Origin of the sequence: Oleiagrimonas citrea (assembly GCF_012395255.1) — a bacterium.
In the GTDB taxonomy this organism is placed as follows: Bacteria; Pseudomonadota; Gammaproteobacteria; order Xanthomonadales; family Rhodanobacteraceae; genus Oleiagrimonas; species Oleiagrimonas citrea.
This window is the reverse complement of the sequence record NZ_JAAZQD010000002.1, coordinates 68,326-86,586: the sequence shown is the minus strand read 5'-3', so window position 1 is coordinate 86,586 and position 18,261 is coordinate 68,326. Positions and strand designations below refer to the sequence as shown.

Annotated in this window: 19 protein-coding genes and 2 riboswitches; of the genes, 14 read left to right on the top strand and 5 right to left on the bottom strand. The window is 64.5% G+C overall.

Going from position 1 to position 18,261, the window contains the following annotated elements:
* Nucleotides 1–576: 576 nt before the first annotated feature.
* Nucleotides 577–2,913 carry a tetratricopeptide repeat protein gene (locus HF690_RS04380; protein ID WP_168608594.1) on the top strand — a complete coding sequence of 779 codons (2,337 nt, stop codon included), beginning with the start codon at nt 577–579 and terminating at the stop codon, nt 2,911–2,913.
* A 163-nt stretch (nt 2,914–3,076) separates the two neighbouring features.
* Here HF690_RS04380 and HF690_RS04375 read toward each other — a convergent pair whose 3' ends face one another.
* Complete coding sequence (locus HF690_RS04375; RefSeq protein ID WP_168608593.1) at nt 3,077–3,226, bottom strand: hypothetical protein; 150 nt, start codon at nt 3,224–3,226, stop codon at nt 3,077–3,079.
* Between the two features lie 403 nt (nt 3,227–3,629).
* Nucleotides 3,630–3,774, top strand: a riboswitch (FMN riboswitch).
* Nucleotides 3,775–3,905: 131 nt separating this feature from the next.
* Between HF690_RS04375 and HF690_RS04370 the strand changes: the two genes are divergently transcribed.
* The 7 genes from HF690_RS04370 (at nt 3,906) to HF690_RS04340 (ending at nt 9,302) form a co-directional block, all read left to right on the top strand.
* On the top strand, nt 3,906–4,547 hold the full coding sequence (locus HF690_RS04370) for a riboflavin synthase (RefSeq protein ID WP_168608592.1): 642 nt from the start codon (nt 3,906–3,908) through the stop codon (nt 4,545–4,547).
* 135 nt (nt 4,548–4,682) lie between these two features.
* Nucleotides 4,683–5,777, top strand: coding sequence for a 3,4-dihydroxy-2-butanone-4-phosphate synthase (gene ribB, locus HF690_RS04365; protein ID WP_113064445.1), 1,095 nt, complete (start codon nt 4,683–4,685; stop codon nt 5,775–5,777).
* 93 nt (nt 5,778–5,870) lie between these two features.
* Nucleotides 5,871–6,827, top strand: coding sequence for a muramoyltetrapeptide carboxypeptidase (gene ldcA / locus HF690_RS04360; protein ID WP_113064446.1), 957 nt, complete (start codon nt 5,871–5,873; stop codon nt 6,825–6,827).
* Nucleotides 6,828–6,886: 59 nt separating this feature from the next.
* Nucleotides 6,887–7,348, top strand: a complete 462-nt coding sequence (ribH, locus tag HF690_RS04355) for a 6,7-dimethyl-8-ribityllumazine synthase (RefSeq protein ID WP_113064447.1) — start codon at nt 6,887–6,889, stop codon at nt 7,346–7,348.
* A gap of 5 nt (nt 7,349–7,353) precedes the next feature.
* Nucleotides 7,354–7,803 (top strand): transcription antitermination factor NusB, encoded by a 450-nt coding sequence (gene nusB / locus HF690_RS04350; protein WP_113064448.1) that lies wholly within the window; start codon nt 7,354–7,356, stop codon nt 7,801–7,803.
* A gap of 21 nt (nt 7,804–7,824) precedes the next feature.
* On the top strand, nt 7,825–8,805 hold the full coding sequence (gene thiL / locus HF690_RS04345) for a thiamine-phosphate kinase (protein WP_168608591.1): 981 nt from the start codon (nt 7,825–7,827) through the stop codon (nt 8,803–8,805).
* Entirely contained in the window at nt 8,802–9,302 is a 501-nt protein-coding gene (locus HF690_RS04340; protein ID WP_168608590.1) for a phosphatidylglycerophosphatase A family protein, read from the top strand. Before thiL ends, HF690_RS04340 begins: the two co-directional genes overlap by 4 nt.
* Before the next feature lie 18 nt (nt 9,303–9,320).
* Here HF690_RS04340 and HF690_RS15060 read toward each other — a convergent pair whose 3' ends face one another.
* Entirely contained in the window at nt 9,321–9,890 is a 570-nt protein-coding gene (locus HF690_RS15060) for a TMEM165/GDT1 family protein (protein ID WP_113064451.1), read from the bottom strand.
* 91 nt (nt 9,891–9,981) lie between these two features.
* Nucleotides 9,982–10,095: riboswitch (yybP-ykoY riboswitch) on the bottom strand.
* A gap of 99 nt (nt 10,096–10,194) precedes the next feature.
* Here HF690_RS15060 and HF690_RS04330 point away from each other — a divergent pair.
* The 3 genes from HF690_RS04330 to HF690_RS04320 all read left to right on the top strand — a co-directional run bounded on the left by HF690_RS04330 (nt 10,195) and on the right by HF690_RS04320 (nt 12,186).
* Complete coding sequence (locus tag HF690_RS04330) at nt 10,195–11,160, top strand: potassium channel beta subunit family protein (RefSeq protein ID WP_168608589.1); 966 nt, start codon at nt 10,195–10,197, stop codon at nt 11,158–11,160.
* A 73-nt stretch (nt 11,161–11,233) separates the two neighbouring features.
* A complete protein-coding gene (gene hemP, locus HF690_RS04325; RefSeq protein ID WP_240601747.1) occupies nt 11,234–11,422 on the top strand; it encodes a hemin uptake protein HemP in 189 nt (62 codons plus the stop codon).
* Nucleotides 11,423–11,529: 107 nt separating this feature from the next.
* Nucleotides 11,530–12,186, top strand: a complete 657-nt coding sequence (locus tag HF690_RS04320) for a hypothetical protein (RefSeq protein ID WP_168608588.1) — start codon at nt 11,530–11,532, stop codon at nt 12,184–12,186.
* Nucleotides 12,187–12,243: 57 nt separating this feature from the next.
* On the opposite strand, the gene HF690_RS04315 is transcribed toward HF690_RS04320, so the two are convergent.
* From HF690_RS04315 to HF690_RS04305, 3 genes are read right to left on the bottom strand one after another with little or no spacing between them, the layout of a single operon-like run.
* On the bottom strand, nt 12,244–13,302 hold the full coding sequence (locus tag HF690_RS04315) for a PDZ domain-containing protein (RefSeq protein ID WP_168608587.1): 1,059 nt from the start codon (nt 13,300–13,302) through the stop codon (nt 12,244–12,246).
* Between the two features lie 17 nt (nt 13,303–13,319).
* A complete protein-coding gene (locus HF690_RS04310; RefSeq protein WP_168184685.1) occupies nt 13,320–13,919 on the bottom strand; it encodes a hypothetical protein in 600 nt (199 codons plus the stop codon).
* 2 nt (nt 13,920–13,921) lie between these two features.
* Entirely contained in the window at nt 13,922–14,512 is a 591-nt protein-coding gene (locus tag HF690_RS04305) for a sigma-70 family RNA polymerase sigma factor (RefSeq protein WP_168608586.1), read from the bottom strand.
* A gap of 223 nt (nt 14,513–14,735) precedes the next feature.
* On the opposite strand from HF690_RS04305, the gene HF690_RS04300 reads away from it, so the two are divergent.
* The 3 genes from HF690_RS04300 to HF690_RS04290 all read left to right on the top strand — a co-directional run bounded on the left by HF690_RS04300 (nt 14,736) and on the right by HF690_RS04290 (nt 18,255).
* Nucleotides 14,736–16,004, top strand: a complete 1,269-nt coding sequence (locus HF690_RS04300) for an efflux RND transporter periplasmic adaptor subunit (RefSeq protein WP_113064457.1) — start codon at nt 14,736–14,738, stop codon at nt 16,002–16,004.
* A 177-nt stretch (nt 16,005–16,181) separates the two neighbouring features.
* The gene (locus HF690_RS04295) at nt 16,182–16,895 is read left to right on the top strand and encodes an ABC transporter ATP-binding protein (protein ID WP_113064458.1); all 714 of its coding nucleotides are present in this window, start codon (nt 16,182–16,184) and stop codon (nt 16,893–16,895) included.
* Between the two features lie 46 nt (nt 16,896–16,941).
* A complete protein-coding gene (locus tag HF690_RS04290) occupies nt 16,942–18,255 on the top strand; it encodes an ABC transporter permease (protein WP_168608585.1) in 1,314 nt (437 codons plus the stop codon).
* Nucleotides 18,256–18,261 lie beyond the last annotated feature (6 nt).

Sequence of the window (18,261 nt, the reverse complement as noted above, 5' to 3'; positions counted from 1 at the left end):
CTGGCACCGGCCGGGTTCATTGCTTGTTCGCCCAAGAAGGAAACCAAAGAAAGGCGTCCCAACGTCTGCGCCTTCCGGCCCTTCGGGCTTCCAGGTCCGCTCCGGGTTCCGGGGGCGCCGACAGGCCCTCCTGACCTGACGACGAACTGGCGCACATCCCTGTGCGCCACCCTGTGGACCTGATCCTCCACCCTCCGCCGCTTCCGGAGGGGAAAGCGAAGAGCACTTTGCACGCTGCGCCTGTCATGCGGGCACGGATGTGCGTGTTCGAGGGTTTGCTGAAAGATTGGCGTCGATCGGTTGAAACCAAGGCCAGAAGCAGACACTCCAATATGCGATCTGCCCACGGATCAAATCCGGATTTCTATGGTCCTGAAAGGTCGCCGCAGCATGGCACCGCCAGTGTCAGAATATCGCCCTGTCTGTGCCATGTCGTGGGGCGACCTTGATTGGGGGTCGCTCAGCACAGAGAGACGGGATTTATGCTGACCCCGAATACAGAGCGCGTGCGACGGACATGCCGCTTTCCAAAGCGGCATGCAGGAACATGCGATCGACGAATAAGGACCAGGAGCCATGAGTCGTCATTCAACCATTTCTTGGCGTTCATGCCTGCTCGGCCTGGTCATCCTCTGCCTGTTCGGCAGTAGTGTCGGTTGGGCTCGTGAAGCGGCCGGTCCATCGATACCGCCTAACTTTCTCGCCTACCCCCCTTACAGTGGATTCTCCTGGGAAGCGACCCACTTGCTTCCCGTGACCCACGACAACTTCATGGTGGTCGAAACAGACGATGGCGCTCTGTACAGAGGAATGGTGCAGGCGCGCGCCATGACGGAAAAGCAGGATGAGCGGACTCGGCAGGAACGTGCGCGGCAAGCCAAGTTGACGGCCGTACCCGCCCGTTGGACATCGCAGTTCGAGGCCATGAAGTCGGCGGCCACCGGTGATGCCGCTTATCAAAAGGGCAACGGCATGCCTGCGGCCATCCGCCTGTACACGGCGGCGGCAGTCGATTTCCATCGCGCCCATCCGGTGACCATCGAACGGTCAGAGGATTTCTACCGACGGCAACCTTCGGCACAAGGCCCATTGAGTTCGGTTCAAGTCACCGCGCTGGGGCATGCCATCGAACGCTTCAAGGCCGTTCTCGATCTACCCGATGCCGATAAAGTGCCCCGTGCCATGGCGGCTGCCTACATGCTCGGGCGGAGCTATGCGCTGCGCGACCAAACCGGTGATATCCCGAAAGCCGAGAAGGCGTTCGAACGGACGCGCTCTATGGCTCGGGATGGATTTCCGGATCCGGATGGACTCGCGGTGGCCAGCTATGGGGAGCAGGCTCGTCTGCGTCGTGCTCAAGGTGATCTGGCGGGGGCGCTGCACCTGTATGCCGAACAGGCGGCGCATGGATCGGTCGTCGGCGTCGAATCGCTGAAGTGGGTGTCTCAGGCGCTCTATCAGGATCCGCAGGGGATGGCCAAGGTCGAGAACATCCCGATCGGGCAGCGCGTACTGATCGCCTATGCGCTTCAGGCCAACGATGATGGACGTATCCTGGACTACGCTTACACCCCGGGCCAGCACAGTCCAATTTTTTACGGCTTCTACGACCCCAAGGGTATGCAACCCATCCTGACGATCGCCAAGTCATGGCCGCCGGCAAAAATCGCGTGGCCCGATCGTCTAGCGGCGCTGGCCTTCCGCGCGGGCGATCGGGATTTCGCCCGACACCTGCTCGTCAACCAGCACAGCCCGCTGGCCTGGTGGTTGCGGGCCAAGTTGCAGGTGGCCGACGGCAAGCTTGCGGCTGCCGAGACGTCCTATCGCCGGGTGGTGACGATGACCGGGATGCATGACACGGCCGTGAACAGCCTGTCGCCATTCAACGGTGCGGCTGCCTGCTCCGAAATGGCACAGCTGGAGCGAGTGCGTGGCCAATTCATACAGGCAATCAAGGATACGCTCACGTGTACTGCCAAATATGGTTGGCAACATCAGGATAGTGGCATAGTCGAATATCTGGCTGATCGGGTTCTGACTACCGGTGAATTGATGCATCTGGTGGATGCGTACCCGGTCAGCGATCGCAAACCCTCGGTCCAGTGGCAGCCATACGACGTTGCGGTGCGCATCCTGCATTCAGTGCTAGCCAAGCGATTGGTGCGCGAAGGTCGTTTCAAAGAAGCCATCCACTACGCGGACCCGACCGGTGACTGGAGGTTACGGTCGGACGATCCTTCGTACGACACGGGATTAAGCCCGACGCTTAAGAACCAGCTCGACCTGATAAGGGCCTATGTGAATGCCAAAGATCAATCGGTCCATGCCGATACGGACGTGAAGCGTGCCCAGGCTTGGTATCAGTTGGCGCTGCTTACTCGAATGTATTACAGCGACATCACCGCCCATGATTCGGTCATGCACGCACAGGACGGCGGCCCCGCCTATCCAGGTATTTCATCTGCAGAACGCCTGCGCTTGAAGCAAAACTACGCTGGTCCCGATCAAGCGAACTTGCATTGGTACATTGCTCGGAAAGATGCCTTGCATGCCGCCAAACTTGTGCCCGCTCGCAGCCAAGCCTACGCCGCCATCCTGTGCCACGGCGCACACTGGATGTTTCAGGCGCCGCCAGTCGATGGGCGTGATCCTGGCAAGCTCTATGCGGCGACGTACCGCCTGTATCTGCGAAATGGTGCCTATGTACCCTGGGGTAGGTCATTCGGCCGCCACTGCCCCGATCCTGATTTCGCCAAAGCGGCCGTACCCGAGTGGCGGTACGAGGCAGGAAAATGGTTCAAGCGAGTGCGTCAGGATGCCTATGCAGTCGGAGCGTCGATCATCCTGGGTTTGGTTCTGGCGGGCTGGCTCGTGGGGAAATCCTTGTCGCGAAAAGGGGGCAGAGGGAATTAAGTTCGCGCAGACCGACGGCTTCGGGTCGGGGCACCTGCCGTAAAAACCACGCCAGAATGCACTTCGAGCATCCGCTATGTAGTGATCCGTTGCCAGCGACTAGCCGGTCATCGCTGCCTGGGATGATCGGCGGTCCAAACGACTATGCCCCATTGCTTGCGAGCTAGTCGGCAAGCGAAGCGATTCTTTCCATCATCTGCGCGCTCACTTCCTCGCTGCCCAGCAGCATGTGGCCGGCGTCTTCGATGAAGTGAGCTTCGCAGTGTAGTAAAACTGTCCCTGACACCATTTCTCCTGCACCGGCCGGATTCATTGCTTGTTCGCCCAAGAGGGAAACCAAAGAATGGCGCCCCAACGTCTGCGCCTTCCGGCCCTTCGGGCTTCCAGGCCCGCTCCGGGTTCCGGGGCGCCGACAGGCCCTCCTGACCTGACGACGAACTGGCGCACATCCCTGTGCGCCACCCTGCGGGCCTGGTCCTCCACCCTCCGCCGTTTCCGAAGCAAAAACGAAGCAAAAATGGTGTCAGGGACAATTTTTGCGACACCGCACCATACGTGACCGTCCGCAATGGGTCGGAAACGGTCGCTTGTCCGCGCCATCACAAGGCACATGGTTTAGATGCGCCATGTGCGTGCCCTGTGGTCGCATGCGGCGTTCCGTGCCACCGCGGCGCAGGTGGTGGTATCCTGCGCAAGTCGGCTTGCCGGCATTCAAACAACGTCTTCAGGGCGGGGTGGAAGTCCCCACCGGCGGTAGGTGCCACGGCACGAGCCCGCGAGCGCTCACGAGGTTTCGTGAGGTCAGCAGATCCGGTCCAAGTCCGGAGCCGACGGTTACAGTCCGGATGAAAGAAGACGGCCACGTGTCCCTTCATGGGGCGCGCAGCCTCGTGCCTTGAGGCGTTTTTCGTCCATCCATACCGACGGGAAACGTTTCATGAAATTCCATCACGCAAGTTCCATGCGTGCCTTCCGCAAGGGAGGGCGCTGACATGTTCACTGGCATCATCCAGTCCGTGGGCCGCGTTCGCGGCATCGAACGGCGCGGCGGCGACGTGCGTCTGTCCATCGCCACGGGCGATCTCGATCTTTCCGACGTGCAGCTCGGCGATTCGATTGCCGTGGCCGGCTGCTGCCTGACGGCGGTGGCGCTGGACGACGGCGGATTCGCGGCCGATGTGTCCAACGAGTCGTTGTCGCTGACTACGCTCGGCGGACTCAAGGACGGCGATGCGGTCAATCTGGAAAAAGCCCTGCGCCTGGCAGACCGGCTGGGCGGGCACCTGGTGTCCGGCCATGTCGACGGTGTCGGCCGGGTCGTTTCGGTGACCCGCGACGCACGCTCGCAACGCTGGACCTTCGAGGTGCCGGCCGACCTCGCGCGCTATATCGCGCACAAGGGCTCGATCACCATCGATGGCACCAGCCTGACCGTGAACGAAGTCGAGGGCACGCGTTTCGGCGTGAACCTGATTCCGCACACGGTCGAGCACACCACCTTCGCGCATCGCCGCAGCGGCGATGCCGTGAACCTGGAGGTGGATGTGGTCGCGCGTTATGTCGAGCGTCTGCTCGGCACGGGCGAGAGCGGCGGCATCGACGCCGAATTCCTGCGCCGGCACGGCTTCGCCTGACGCCGACTGAACTGTACCGAGACGGGCAGGGCGCGGGCGGCCAGAGCTGTCGAACCGGCGTCTTTTCCGTCGCGACTCAACATGGGATTCCGGCCGCTGCTTTCGGCCGGTTCCTCTCAAGGTGGAACGAACAACATGGCATTCAACACCATCCCCGAACTGCTCGAAGACATCCGCGCCGGCCGCATGGTCGTGATTCTCGATGACGAGGATCGCGAGAACGAAGGCGACCTCATCATGGCCGCGTCCATGGTCCGGCCCGAGGACATCAACTTCATGGTGCGCGAGGCGCGCGGACTGGTCTGTCTGGCGTTGACCGAGCAGCGTTGCCGCCAGTTGGGCCTGAAGCCCATGGTCAGCGACAACACCTCGCCGTACCACACCAACTTCACCGTCTCCATCGAGGCAGCCGAGGGCGTGACCACGGGTATCTCCGCCTACGACCGCGCGCGCACGGTGCAGGCGGCGGTGAAGGCCGACGCGCATCCGGAGGATCTGACCCAGCCGGGGCACATCTTCCCGCTGACCGCGCAGCCGGGCGGCGTCCTGCGCCGCGCCGGGCACACCGAGGCGGCGGCCGATCTGGCCGGTCTGGCCGGGCTGGAGCCGGCCGGCGTGCTGGTCGAGGTGCTGCACGAAGACGGCTCCATGGCGCGCCGGCCCGAACTGGAAGCCTTCGCGAAAAAGCACGGGTTGAAGATCGGCACCATCGCCGACCTCATCAGCTACCGCATGGAGACCGAGAAGACGGTCGAGCGTGTGCACGAGTCCGAGGTGGAGACCGAGGCCGGGACGTTCCGCCTGGTGGCCTATCGCGATTTGCTCGATCACCGTCTGCATTTCGCCCTGCTGCGCGGAACGGTCGACGACGACGCGCCGGTGCTGACCCGTGTGCACATGCGCAACACGCTGTCCGATGTGCTGCATCTGAAGCGCGACGATCTGGGACTGACGGTGACGGCGGCGCTGCGTCGCATCGCCGAGGAAGACCGCGGCGTGCTGCTGGTGCTGTCCGGGGCGGATACCGCCGATGCGCTGATGGCGCGCCTGGAAGGCCGCACGCCGCCGCGCGAGGACGATGACGACGCGCAGCAGCAGGAATGGCGTCAGCTGGGCCTGGGGGCGCAGATCCTTGCGGACCTGGGCGTGCATCGCCTGCGCGTGCTGGGCACACCGCGCAAGCTGGTGGGACTGGGCGGCTTCGGGCTGGAAGTGGTCGAGCATGTGTGAACGCGGTAGCGCCGCGCGCGTGGAAAAGCGCGCGGCGCGCCGCAAGCTGCTAGCCTTTGCGCCAGCGCTTCCCGCTCCCACCTCGAACGCAAGATGACTTCGTCCCTGACCATCCAGCTGGTTGCCCCCTCCGGGTTTGCCGACCCCCAGGCCGTGCAGCGCGGCGTCGAGCGCCTGCAGCGCGCCGGCCATCGCGTACTGGGCGCGGAGTCCGGGTTGCGCCGCTATCTGCGCTTCGCCGGTACCGACAGCGTGCGCGCGGAGGAGATCAATCGTCTGGGCGATCCGGGCGTACCGCTGCCGGACATCGTCATGGCCGTGCGCGGCGGTTACGGCGCGCATCGCATCCTGCCGCACCTGGACTACGATGCGCTGCGCGCGCGTCTGGCCGGCAGTCTCTGCGCGCTGGTCGGGCACAGCGATTTCACGGCGATCAGCCTGGCGTTGAATGCGCGTTCGGACGTGGTCAGTTTCGCCGGCCCGATGCTCGCCTACGACTTCGGCGGCCAGTCGACGAGCGGTTTCACGCTGGAGCACTTCTGGAACACGGTGCGCGCGCCGTCGCGGAAAGTGCACTGGGACACCCACGCCGACGCGGGCATCGATGTGCACGGCATGCTGTGGGGCGGCAACCTGGCGGTGGTGTGCAGTCTGCTGGGTACGCCCTACATGCCCGAGGTCGACAACGGCATCCTGTTCATCGAGGACGTGTTCGAGCCGGTCTACCGCATCGAGCGACTGCTCTATCAGCTGAAGCTGAGTGGCGTGCTCGACAGTCAGCGCGCCGTCGTGCTGGGCGAATTCTCCGGCTATCGCGGCGACGAATACGATCCGGCCTACGATCTGCGCGCGGTGGTCAACCATCTGCGCAGCATCACCCATGTGCCGGTCATCAGCGGGCTGCCGTTCGGACATCGCCGCGACAAGCTGACGCTGCCGGTCGGCAGCCGTTCGCGTCTTCGCATCCGCGAGGGCGGTCGGGCCGAACTGGCGTTCTCCGGCTACCCCTATGTGGCCGCCGCCGAGCCTGTCGCGCAGTCGGCGTCCTGAATCCGTACAATGGGCGGCCCCACGCGGGCCAGTCCCACGTTCTGGAGCTTGAGAGACACATGAAGATCATCGAAGGCGATTTCGCCACGCCGAAAGGCCGTTTTGTCCTGGTCGCCGGTCGCTTCAACGGTTTCGTCGTCGAAGCCCTGGTCAGCGGCGCGCGCGACGCGCTGGTACGTCACGGTGTGTCCGAGGACGCCATCGACCTGGTGCGCGTGCCCGGCGCGTGGGAAATTCCGCTGGTCGCGCAGCGACTGGCCGCGTCCGGTGACTACGCTGCCGTGATCGCGCTGGGCGCGGTGATCCGTGGTTCGACGCCGCATTTCGACTACGTGGCTGGCGAAGCTGCGAAGGGCCTGGCTGCGGCGTCGCGCGACAGCGGCGTGCCGGTCGCCTTCGGCGTGCTGACCACCGACACCATCGAGCAGGCCATCGAGCGCTCCGGCACCAAGGCCGGAAACAAGGGGGCCGACGCCGCGCTGGCGGCGCTGGAGATGGTCAACTTGTACGCGAAGCTGTGACTGCCATGCGTCCCGACGGAATCGACCCGGCCGCCCGTTCCCGTTCCCGCCGTCGTGCGCTGCAGGCGCTCTACGCCTGGCAGATGAATGATGATGCGGGCATCGACAAAGTGATCGCCCAGTTCCGCCACGAGCAGGACATGGAAGTGGCGGATCTGGAGTATTTCGAGGATCTGCTCAAGGGCGTGGTCTCGCATCTGGACGAACTCGACGCCGGCATCACGCCGCATCTGGACCGCCCGGTGGACCAGGTCGACCCGATCGAGCGCGCCGCGCTGCGATTGGCGGCCTACGAGTTCAAGTTCCGCCCCGACGTGCCGTACCGCGTGGTCATCAACGAAGCGGTCGAAGTGACCAAGCGCTTCGGCGCCGACCATGGGCACACCTACGTCAATGGCGTGCTCGACAAGCTGGCGAAGGAATGGCGTCAGCTGGAGAAGCAGGGCGGCGCCTGAGGCGCGTCCCGCGCGGGCGTCATGGAATTCGACCTGATCGAGCTGATCCGCGCGCGGGCTTCGGTGCGGCGCGAGGACGTCTTGCTGGGCATCGGCGACGATGCTGCCTTGCTGCGTCCCCCGGCCGGCCACGCGTTGGCCGTCGCCGTCGACACGCTGCTCGAGGGCGTGCATTTTCCGGTCGGCACGTCGCCGGCGGACATCGGCTGGAAGGCGCTGGCGGTCAATCTTTCCGACCTGGCGGCGATGGGCGCGACACCGTCCTGGGCGCTGCTTTCGCTGACCCTTCCTGGGGCGGACCGGCGTTTCGTCGAGGGCTTTCTTGACGGGTTCACGGCCCTGGCCGAACCGCATCGGCTGGCGCTGGTCGGTGGCGACACGACGCGCGGCCCGCTGGCGGTCAGCGTCACTGTGCACGGTTTCGTGCCCGAGGCGCAGGCCTTGCGTCGCGATGGCGCCAAGGCAGGTGATGCAATCTTCGTCACCGGCACGCTCGGCGATGCGGCGGCGGGTCTGGCGTGCCTGGACCGTGAGCGCGCGGATGCAGATCGCCTGCTGACTGCCTCGGTCGACAGTCGCAAGGCGTTGATCGGGCGTCTCAACCGGCCGACGCCTCGGGTGGCGGCCGGGCAGTTGCTGCGCGGTGTCGCGAGTGCCTGCATCGACGTGTCCGATGGGTTGCTGGCCGATCTCGGTCACGTGTGCCGGGCCAGCGGCGTCGGCGCGGTGCTGGACGCCGATGCCTTGCCGCTGTCGTCGGCTTTGCTGACCTTGTTCGCCGACGATGCGCGCGATTTCGCATTGCGCGGCGGCGACGACTATGAATTGTGCTTCACCGCACCGCCGGAGCGCGCCGCTGATCTGATCGCCGATCTCTCGCGCCAGGGGTGCGGCGTGGCCCGCATCGGACGCATCGTTGCCGAGGACGGCCTCGCCGTGCGTGACGCAGCCGGTCGGTCGGTGGCTGTCTCCGCGTCCGGATGGGATCATTTCCGCTCATGAACGCACGCACTTCCCTGACCCCGACGCAGCGCGCGGCGCTGCTCACGCATCCGGCTGGCTGGCTGGCCCTGTTCTTCGGTGCCGGCCTGGCGCCGGTGGCGCAGGGCACGGTCGGTTCGGCGCTGGCGATCCTGCCGTGGTGGTTCATGCGCGACCTCGCCGCGCCGGCCTGGGGCCTGGTGCTGATCGTCGGCTTCGCCATTGGCCTCTGGGCGTGCGGCGAGAGCGGGCGGCGCATTGGCGTGTCCGACCACCGCGCCCTGGTGTGGGACGAAGTGATCGGCCAGTGGATCGCGCTGCTGCCGGCGCTGGCCGCACCGTGGTGGGCGATCGTGGCCGGCTTCGCGCTGTTCCGCTTCTTCGACGTGCTCAAACCGTGGCCGATCCGTTGGCTCGACGCGCGCGTGAAGGGTGGCATCGGCGTGATGCTGGACGACGTGGTGGCCGGCGTGTTCGCGGCCGTGATCCTCGCCGTCGCGCTGCATTTCCTTGCCTGAACCGGTTGTTCCCGGCGCTTACATCCTCGGACCGCTGAGCAGGGTCCAGACGGCCAGCGCCGCGAACAGCACGGCCGAGGCCAGTCGCGTGGCGCGCAGCGGAAGACGATGGGCAAAGCGCGATCCCAGCCACACCACCGGCACATTGGCCAGCAGCATGCCGACGGTGGTGCCGGCCACGACCTGCCACAGCGGGTGGTACTGCGCGGCCAGCACCACGGTGGCGATCTGCGTCTTGTCGCCCATCTCGGCGAGAAAGAAGGCGATGACGGTGGCCACCATGACGCCATGGCGCGGCTTGTCCTGCGCGTCTTCCTCTTCCATGCGGTCCGGGATCAGGATCCACACGGCCATGGCCAGCAGCGAGACGACCACGACCCAGTGCAGCACCTGCGGGGTCAGCCAGCGTGCGAGCAGTTCCCCGACGAATCCGGCGAGGGCGTGATTGACGAGGGTGGCGAGCAGAATGCCGATGCAGATCGGCCACGGCTTGCGGTAACGCGCGGCGAGGATCAACGACAGCAGCTGCGTCTTGTCGCCGACTTCGGCCAATGCGACGGTGGCGGCGGCGATCAGGAAGGTTTGCACGGAGACTCCTTGGGACCGGGGACGATGTGGACGCGATGATTCGCACGCCGCGCCCCGGTCGGGTCGTTGCGTGAGAACCAGCGGTCTTGCCGGAGGCGGACGTGGTCCGCGTCGCGCGCGCCATGATCGGTCGATCAAGTGTGTTGACGCGTGCTCCGGCGCATTTCGTCGCCGGTCGGCTACTCCCCGATGGAGCGGCGCAAGGGTACGGCAGGCGCGTGGCTGTGCGCAAGCGCGTGCTTCACCGCAGGTTCCGTGCGGCGCATGCATACTGGCCGGCGGTTCCACATCGGGAGACATCACCATGGAATATCGTCGTCTTGGCCGCACCGGTCTGAAACTCTCCGCGCTTTCCTACGGCGCCTGGGTCACCTTCGGCCGCCAGGTGGGGCGCAAGCAGGCCGTCGAGCTGCTGGCGATGGCGCGCGACTACGGCGTCAACTTCTTCGACAACGCCGAAACCTATGCCGCCGGCGATGCCGAGCGCGTCATGGGCAAGGCGCTGAAGGACCTGGACTGGCCGCGTGACAGTTACTGCGTGTCGAGCAAGGTCTATTTCGGCGCGGTCGAGGACCCGGCACCGACGCAGCGCGGCCTGTCGCGCAAGCATGTGCGCGAAGCCTGCGATCAGGCCCTGAAGCGGCTCAAGGTCGATTACCTGGACCTGTATTTCTGCCATCGCCCGGATGAAGACACGCCTGTCGAGGAGACCGTGTTCGCCATGGACACGCTGATCCGCCAGGGCAAGGTGCTGTACTGGGGTACGTCCGAGTGGCCGGCCGAGCGTATCCGCGAAGCGCACGAGATCGCCCGTGCGCATCATCTGCATGGGCCGAGCATGGAGCAGCCACAGTACAACCTCCTGCATCGCGAACGCGTGGAGAAGGAATACGCGCCGCTGTACGACGACTTCGGCATGGGCACCACGATCTGGTCGCCGCTGGCTTCGGGCCTGCTGACCGGCAAGTACCGCGACGGCGTTCCCGACGATTCGCGCCTGAATCTTCCCGGCTACGAGTGGCTGCGCGAGGCCGTGATGGAGGACCCGGATCGTCTGCGCAAGGCCAACGCCGTGGCCGATCTCGCCGAGGAGCTGGGCATCGCTCCGGCGCAGTTCGCGCTGGCCTGGTGTCTGAAGAATCCGCATGTGTCGACGGTGATGCTGGGTGCCAGCAAGCCCGCCCAGCTGGAGGAGAATCTCAAGGCGCTGGCGCAGGTCGAGCGGATCGATGCCTCGGTCATGCAGCGCGTGGACGACATCCTGAGCTGAGTCGAGGGCGGATGGCTTGACTATCAAATGAGAATCATTACTATTTGTAGCGAATGCCCAACGGAGAATTTCGGTGTCGCTGCACAAGCCTTCCAACACATCCGTTTCGCCGCGTGCGACACGACTCGCCTCGTCGCCGGTCGTGCAGCGCGTGGCCAGCCGCCGCCTGCTCGACGGCGCGCGCGAGTTGGTCATCGAGCATCAAGGCAGCGAATATCACTTGCGCGTGACGCGCAATGACAAGCTGATCCTGACGAAATAGTCCGAATGCACGCGCCGGCCAGACCGGCGTGTGCGCGTTTCCGCGCCAGCCAGGCACGCTCCCCATGCCCCGCCAGCCAGCGATGCACATGTTGCGCCGGAGGGAGCATGCCTGTTTTTGACGAAGACTTTTCCGCAGCGGATGTCGGACGCTGCATGCTGGCGGACACATGGCGTTCGGCCGTGTCGGTCGTGCCGGCCGCGGTCCGCACACAGTATGCATCTGCAGATGCGTGCGCGGATGTGCTGGCAGCCTTGCCGTCGCTGGGCGCGGTGCTGTGTCATGTCGTCGATGCTGTGCCGCCGGGGGCTGCGTGTGCGTCACGACGGCTCTGGGCTGCGCATCCCTGGTTGGCCGCGATGTCGTCGACGGTTGCGGTTGACGGGTATGCGCACGTGGATCAGAACGGCCCATGCGAGTGGCTCGAATGCCGACAGGCATCCGGGCGGAGCTGGATGCGCATCGTGCTGCTTCCAGACAGTGACTACTGCGCCTGGGACGCTTTGCTGCACGGGAGTGCACGATCGAACGAGTCGTCCGTCGCGACGACGATGTGCGCGACACGCGTGGCATGGATGCGGGGATTGCGAGGTGGTGGGCACGGGCGCGTCGCGGTGGTGCGCTTCCGGTTACATATCTGGGCTGGCCAATCGTGGTTGAGCATGATCGACGCGCCCGTGTCGAGGCTGGGGCGGGTGTGCGCCGAACAGCGGGCGCGGCAGTGGCACCTGGGCAAGCCCGGATCGTGTCGCGTCGCGCCATGAAAGCGAACGAGGCCGCGCAGGCGGCCTCGTTCGGTGATTCGCATACGTTGCTGTAGGTCAGCTCGACGGCGGTGTGGGCGGCGCCGGCGGCGCAGGCGGAGCGGGAGGCACCGAAGCCGGCGGCGGGGGCGGCGGAACGGGCGGCGCCGGTGGCGGAACAGGCGGAGGTGGCGGCAACGGCGGCAGGATGGCGTCGATCGAAGGCGCTTTCATCGTAATGTTGAGAGTGCGCCCATGCCGACGCAGTGCCAGCTTGAGCGGACCTTCGCCCTTGTGTTCGTGCACGGCGCGGGTCACGTCCTCGGGATCGTCGATCGCACTGCCGTCGACACGCGTGATGACGTCACCGGCTTTCAGGCCCGGATAGCGCTCGGCATCGGTGGACAGCACCAGTGCGCCTTTCTCGGTGCCGAAGTAGCGACCGAGATCCTTGTTCAGCGAGGTCAGATTGAGGCCCCAGAAGGGGGTGCCGAAGAACAGCATCTTCTTGCTGCGCAGCTTGCCAAGCTTGTCGTGGGCGCGGATGACGATGCGTTCGACGTCGACATCGCCCGGCCCCTTGTCGTGCCAGTGGATGTCGTGCATCGCTAGCGCACGTTGCCAGTCCGGGCTGTCATGACGCTGCGCAGTAACGTGGACGGTGCGCTGGCTGCCGTCGTGGTCGAGCTTCAGCTTCACTTTCTGCCCGACCTTGAGGTTCTGCAGCAGTTCGAGACGGGAGGCGTGGGAGCCGGGGCCGTTGTTTGCCACAGCGGATTTGCCATCGACGGCGACGATCAGGTCGCCGGCCTTGATGCCGGCTTTCTCGGCGGACGAGCCGGGCGTGATCGCGGCGACCTTCAGGCCCTTGTCGGTCGGCATCATGACCAGGCCGAGCATGCCGCGGTCCGGATCGGCCATGAAGCGATAGGCGTAGACCTTGGGGTCGTCGGCGTGCATGCGCACAGCGAGCTTGCCCATGCGCTCACCCAGTTCTTCCATGCGCTTCTGCAGATGCTGGAATTCCTTCTGCAGCTTGGCCTGTTCGGCGGGACTGGGTGTCGAGGGCGGCGGTGCGGCCTGGACCGCGAAAGCGGCCAGCAGCAACGCAGTAATACAGAGAATGCGTCGGTACATGAGGTGTCTCCTCGGGGTCACAGTTGAATGGCTGCGCTGCGGCTTTCGGCCATGGCGCGTTGATCGGAGACCGGCGACTGGCTGACGCGCAGCATCGCCAGGTCCTGGAGCAGGTTCACGCGCTGCTGCCACAGCGCCTTGCGTGCGGGCGTGTCGCCGGGTGCGGAAAGTTGCAGATCGACCAGGCCGATGCGGTCCTGCAGATCCACTGCACGTGCCAGAGCGATTCCTTGCAGCGGTGCGCCGTGGGTGCGCAGTTCGCTCAGCCATTGCTCCATGCGCATGGAGCGATGCTGCAGGGTGGCTACGGTCGGCATGGCGGTGTGCGCCGTTGCCGGGTTTTGCATCGGTGTGGATACGTGTGTCTGCGTTTGCAGGGGGGCGCGGTCAGGCGATGTCGCGTCGTGCAGAACGGGCATGCCCAGTGCGAGCAGCAGGCTGGCGGCTGCAGCCAGCGGAAGAATGCGGCGCAACCGCCGGCGACTGCGTCGGCGCGAGACGGCGCGTGCATGGATGCGCGACCAGGTCTCGCTGTCGGGGGCATGCTCGGGCAATTGCGACAGCGCTTCGCGGAGGCGGTCCGGCCCGGCGTCGTGCTGGTTGTGGGGAGGGAACATGTTCATGATGCGTTGCCCGCGGCGTTGATCAGGCAGGGCGAATAGCCCGGTTCGGGTTGCAGAAGTTCACGCAGGCGTTGCGTGCCGCGCGCCACCTGCGACTTGGAAAAGCTCACCGTACGGCCGAATTGTTCGGCGATCTCGACATGGGTGTAACCCTCGACGTGGTAGAGCCACAGAACGGCGCGCGCGGTGTCCGGCAGTTCGGCCAGGGCGCGTTCGAGCGTCGGCGCGTCGGCGTGTATCCAGGGAGCGGGCGCATGATCGGCGAAGGCATCTTCCTCGAAGGGTGCGTCCTCGAAACGGCCGCGTTTGCGCAGCAGCATCAGTGCTTCGTTGATGACCAGCCGCCGCAGCCAGCCCCAGAAAGGCGCATCGCCGCGGAACTGTCCGACTCGCTCGAAGGCCTTGAGCATGGCGTCCTGCAGTACTTCCTGTGCGCTCTCGCGTTGCCCGGTCAGGCGCAACGCGAGGGTGAAGGCAGGGCGTTCGAATCGGCGATAGATCTGCTCGAACGCATCCAGGTCTCCCGCACGGAAACGGTCGATGAGGGTGTCGGGAAGGTCCTGCCGGAATGTCGAGTTCGGGTTCACGTCTTACATGATGCGCCAGATGGGAAAAGGGTCGCAGTGGTCATCCGTAATGGAGGGACTGCTCGCTCGTAGTGTCCGGTCACTGTCCGCGGACACTCTTTTTGACAAAGGGGTCTGCACTTTTCGCCATGAAAAACATGTGGTTATGTGTGCTTTCTTGGGTTGGCACGGGGCTTGCTAAATATATTTCCGGACGCGCTATTCAAGTGCAGAGGATTGCTACATGATTCGAGATACATCCGCGCAGGACCAATTGATCGAGGTCCATCCCAAACGTCGTCGCCTGGTTCTGATCGGAATCGGGGTCGCAGTGATCGTGGTGATCGGACTGCTGGTGCCGAGCCTGAAGCACATGCTTTCGGCCTCGAGCTCGGTCAGCGCGTCACGGTTGTCGTTCGCCACCGTGCAGCGGGGTGCGTTCGTCAACGACATTGCCGCCGACGGTCGCGTGGTCGCTGCTGTCCGCCCGACGCTGTACGCCAACTCACCGGGCATGGTTGCGTTGAAGGTGCACGCCGGTGACACGGTCAAGCGCGGTCAGGTGCTGGCGACGATCGACAGCCCCGAGCTGAAGAACAAGCTGGCACAGGAGAAATCGAATCTGGATGCCATGGAAGTCGATTACGAGCGCGCCAAGATCGATGCGCGCAAGCAGCGTGGCCAGCTCGAGCAGAATGTGGAGACGGCGCGGATCGATGTGCAGAGCGCTGATCGCGATTTCAAGCGTTATCAAGAGGCGTTCAAGAACGGAGCGTTCACGCGCTCGGACGTTGATCATGCCAAGGATTCGTTAGAGAAGGCGCAGATCAAGCTCAAGCATGCGCAGAGCGATCTCAGCCTCAATCGCGACAGTCTTGGTTTCGACGTCAAGGCCAAGAAACTCGCGCACGACCGACAGGCATTGCTGGTCCAGGATCTCGAACGTCGGGTCGGAGAACTCAATGTGCGTTCGCCGGTGAACGGCCAGATCGGCCAGCTGTTCGTGGCACCGCGCGCCACTGTGGCCAAGGATGCCAAATTGCTCAGCGTGATCGATCTGTCGGCACTCGAGGTCGAGGTGAAGGTGCCAGAGAGCTTCGCTCGGGATCTCGGTGTCGGCATGCCGGCGCGCATCAGCGGCAACGGAAACGCCTGGAACGGTCAGGTAAGCGCCATCTCACCGGAGGTCGTCAATGGCGAGGTGGCTGCGCGGGTACGTTTCGAGGGCGCCAAGCCCGAGCACCTGCGTCAGAACCAGCGTCTGTCGGTGCGCATCGTGCTGGACAAGCGCGACAACGTGCTGACGGTAGCGCGCGGTTCCTTCGTTGACGAATCCGGCGGTCGCTACGCCTATGTGGTGCACGACGGCATCGCGGTGAAGACGCCGATCCGCGTCGGCGCCAGCTCCATCGACAAAGTCGAGATCCTGCAGGGCCTGAAGGTCGGCGACAAGGTGGTGATCTCGGGCACCGACAACTTCAACGGCGCCGCGCGCGTGGCGATCAGCGATTGATCGTCATGCGCTCCGTTCCGGATTCGGCGAAGAGTTTTTAAGGAACATGTGCCTGTATCCACCCGTTCTGCGCAACATCGTGACGGAATACCTCTGAGTCATCCGTGCCACCTGAACGGGCGGCGTTCTTTTCCACGCACGAAAACGATTCATTCATTCCAACCAAGGAAGTCCACCATGCTGAAGATGACCCACCTGTCCAAGGTCTATCGCACCGAAGTCGTGGAGACCTACGCGCTTCGCGATTTCAACATCGACGTGAAGGAAGGCGAGTTCGTCGCCGTCACCGGCCCGTCCGGTTCCGGCAAGACCACCTTCCTGACCATCGCCGGTCTGCTGGAGACGTTCACCGGCGGTGAGTACATGCTCGACGGCGTCGATGTCAGCGGCCTCAATGACAATGCGCGCTCGAAGATCCGCAACGAGAAGATCGGCTTCATCTTCCAGGCGTTCAACCTGATTCCCGATCTCAACGTGTTCGACAACGTGGAAGTGCCGCTGCGCTATCGCGGCATGAAGGCGGCCGAGCGCAAGCAGCGCATCATGGATGCGCTGGAACGCGTGGGTCTGGCCTCGCGCCTGAAGCACTATCCGGCCGAACTGTCCGGCGGTCAGCAGCAGCGTGTCGCCATCGCCCGCGCCCTGGCAGGCAGCCCGCGCTTGCTGCTGGCCGATGAACCGACCGGCAACCTCGACACGCAGATGGCGCGCGGCGTCATGGAACTGCTCGAGGATATCCATCGCGAGGGCGCGACCATCGTCATGGTGACCCATGATCCGGAACTGGCGGCACGCGCCCAGCGCAACGTGCACATCATCGATGGCCAGGAAGTGGATATCGCAGAAGAGCCGCGGTTCCAGGCAGAACAGGCCGCTTCCTCGCACGGCTGATCACCCGTCCCTTGTTGTCGATCTTCATCTTTGCCGGAGCTCTTCGATGCTTGCCTACTACCTGAGACTCGGAGTGCGCAGTCTGCGCCGCAACCCGATGCTGACCCTGCTGATGGTGTTGGCGATCGGTTTCGGCGTCGCGGCGTCGATGACCACTTATGCGGTGTTCCGCGCGGTGTCGGGAAATCCGATTCCCGACAAGTCTGCAAAGTTGTTCAAGCCGCAGATCGACAATTGGGGACATGCGAACGGGCGGACCAGCGATGATCCCCCCGATGCCATGGACTACACCGATGCCATGGCGCTGATGAAGACGGGCAAGGCCACGAGGCAGACGGTGTCGTACCCGGTGGGGCTGTCTGTGATTCCCGCCAATCCGAAGGCCAAGCCGTTCAATGTGACGGGATACGCGACCTACGCCGATTTCTTCCCGATGTTCGAGGTGCCATTTCAGTACGGTGGTGCCTGGCCGGCGTCCGACGATACGCAGCATGCGCCAGTCGCGGTGATCAGCGAGAAGGTCAATCAGCGCCTCTTCGGCGGGGGCAACAGTGTGGGCCGAAGCATCGATATCGAAGGGCATCGCTACCGTATTGCCGGCGTCACACGGACATGGAATCCCCAGCCGCGTTTCTTCGACGTGAACAACACAGGCGGATTCGCACCCGATCCGCCCGAGATATGGATTCCCTTCACGCGCGCGGTTGACCTTCAGATTCCGACGTGGGGCAACAACAATTGCAACGGGAATGTTTCGCCGGGCTGGAAAGGCTGGCTGTACTCGGAGTGCGTGTGGCTGTCGTACTGGGTCGAACTCCCCGATGCCGCCGCAGCAGCGCGCTACAAGAACTACCTGCATGCCTATGCCGCACAGCAGCAACAGGCAGGCCGGTTCGACTGGCCGCCCAATGTGCGCCTTCACAACGTGACGGAGTGGCTCGCGGACCAGCATGTGGTGCCGCAGGAATCGCAGGTGTCTCTGTTCGTCGCACTGGGATTCCTGGTGGTGTGCCTGGTCAACACCATCGGTCTGCTGCTGGCCAAGTTCATGCGCCGTGCACCGGAGATTGGCGTGCGGCGGGCGCTGGGTGCTTCACGCGGCGAAGTCTATCGCCAGTTCCTCGCCGAGGCGGCCATGGTCGGCGTGGCCGGCGGCGTGCTCGGTCTGTTGCTCACGGCGGGAGGCGTGCTCGGGATCGGCATGGTGTTCGATCCGGACATCGCGCGATTGGCGCGGGTGGACGTGACGCTGGTCGCACTGACGCTTCTGGTAGCCGTGTTCGCCACCGTGATTGCCGCTTTCTATCCGACCTGGCGTGCCGCCCGTGTGCAGCCCGCCTGGCAACTGAAGTCCAATTGAGCGGGG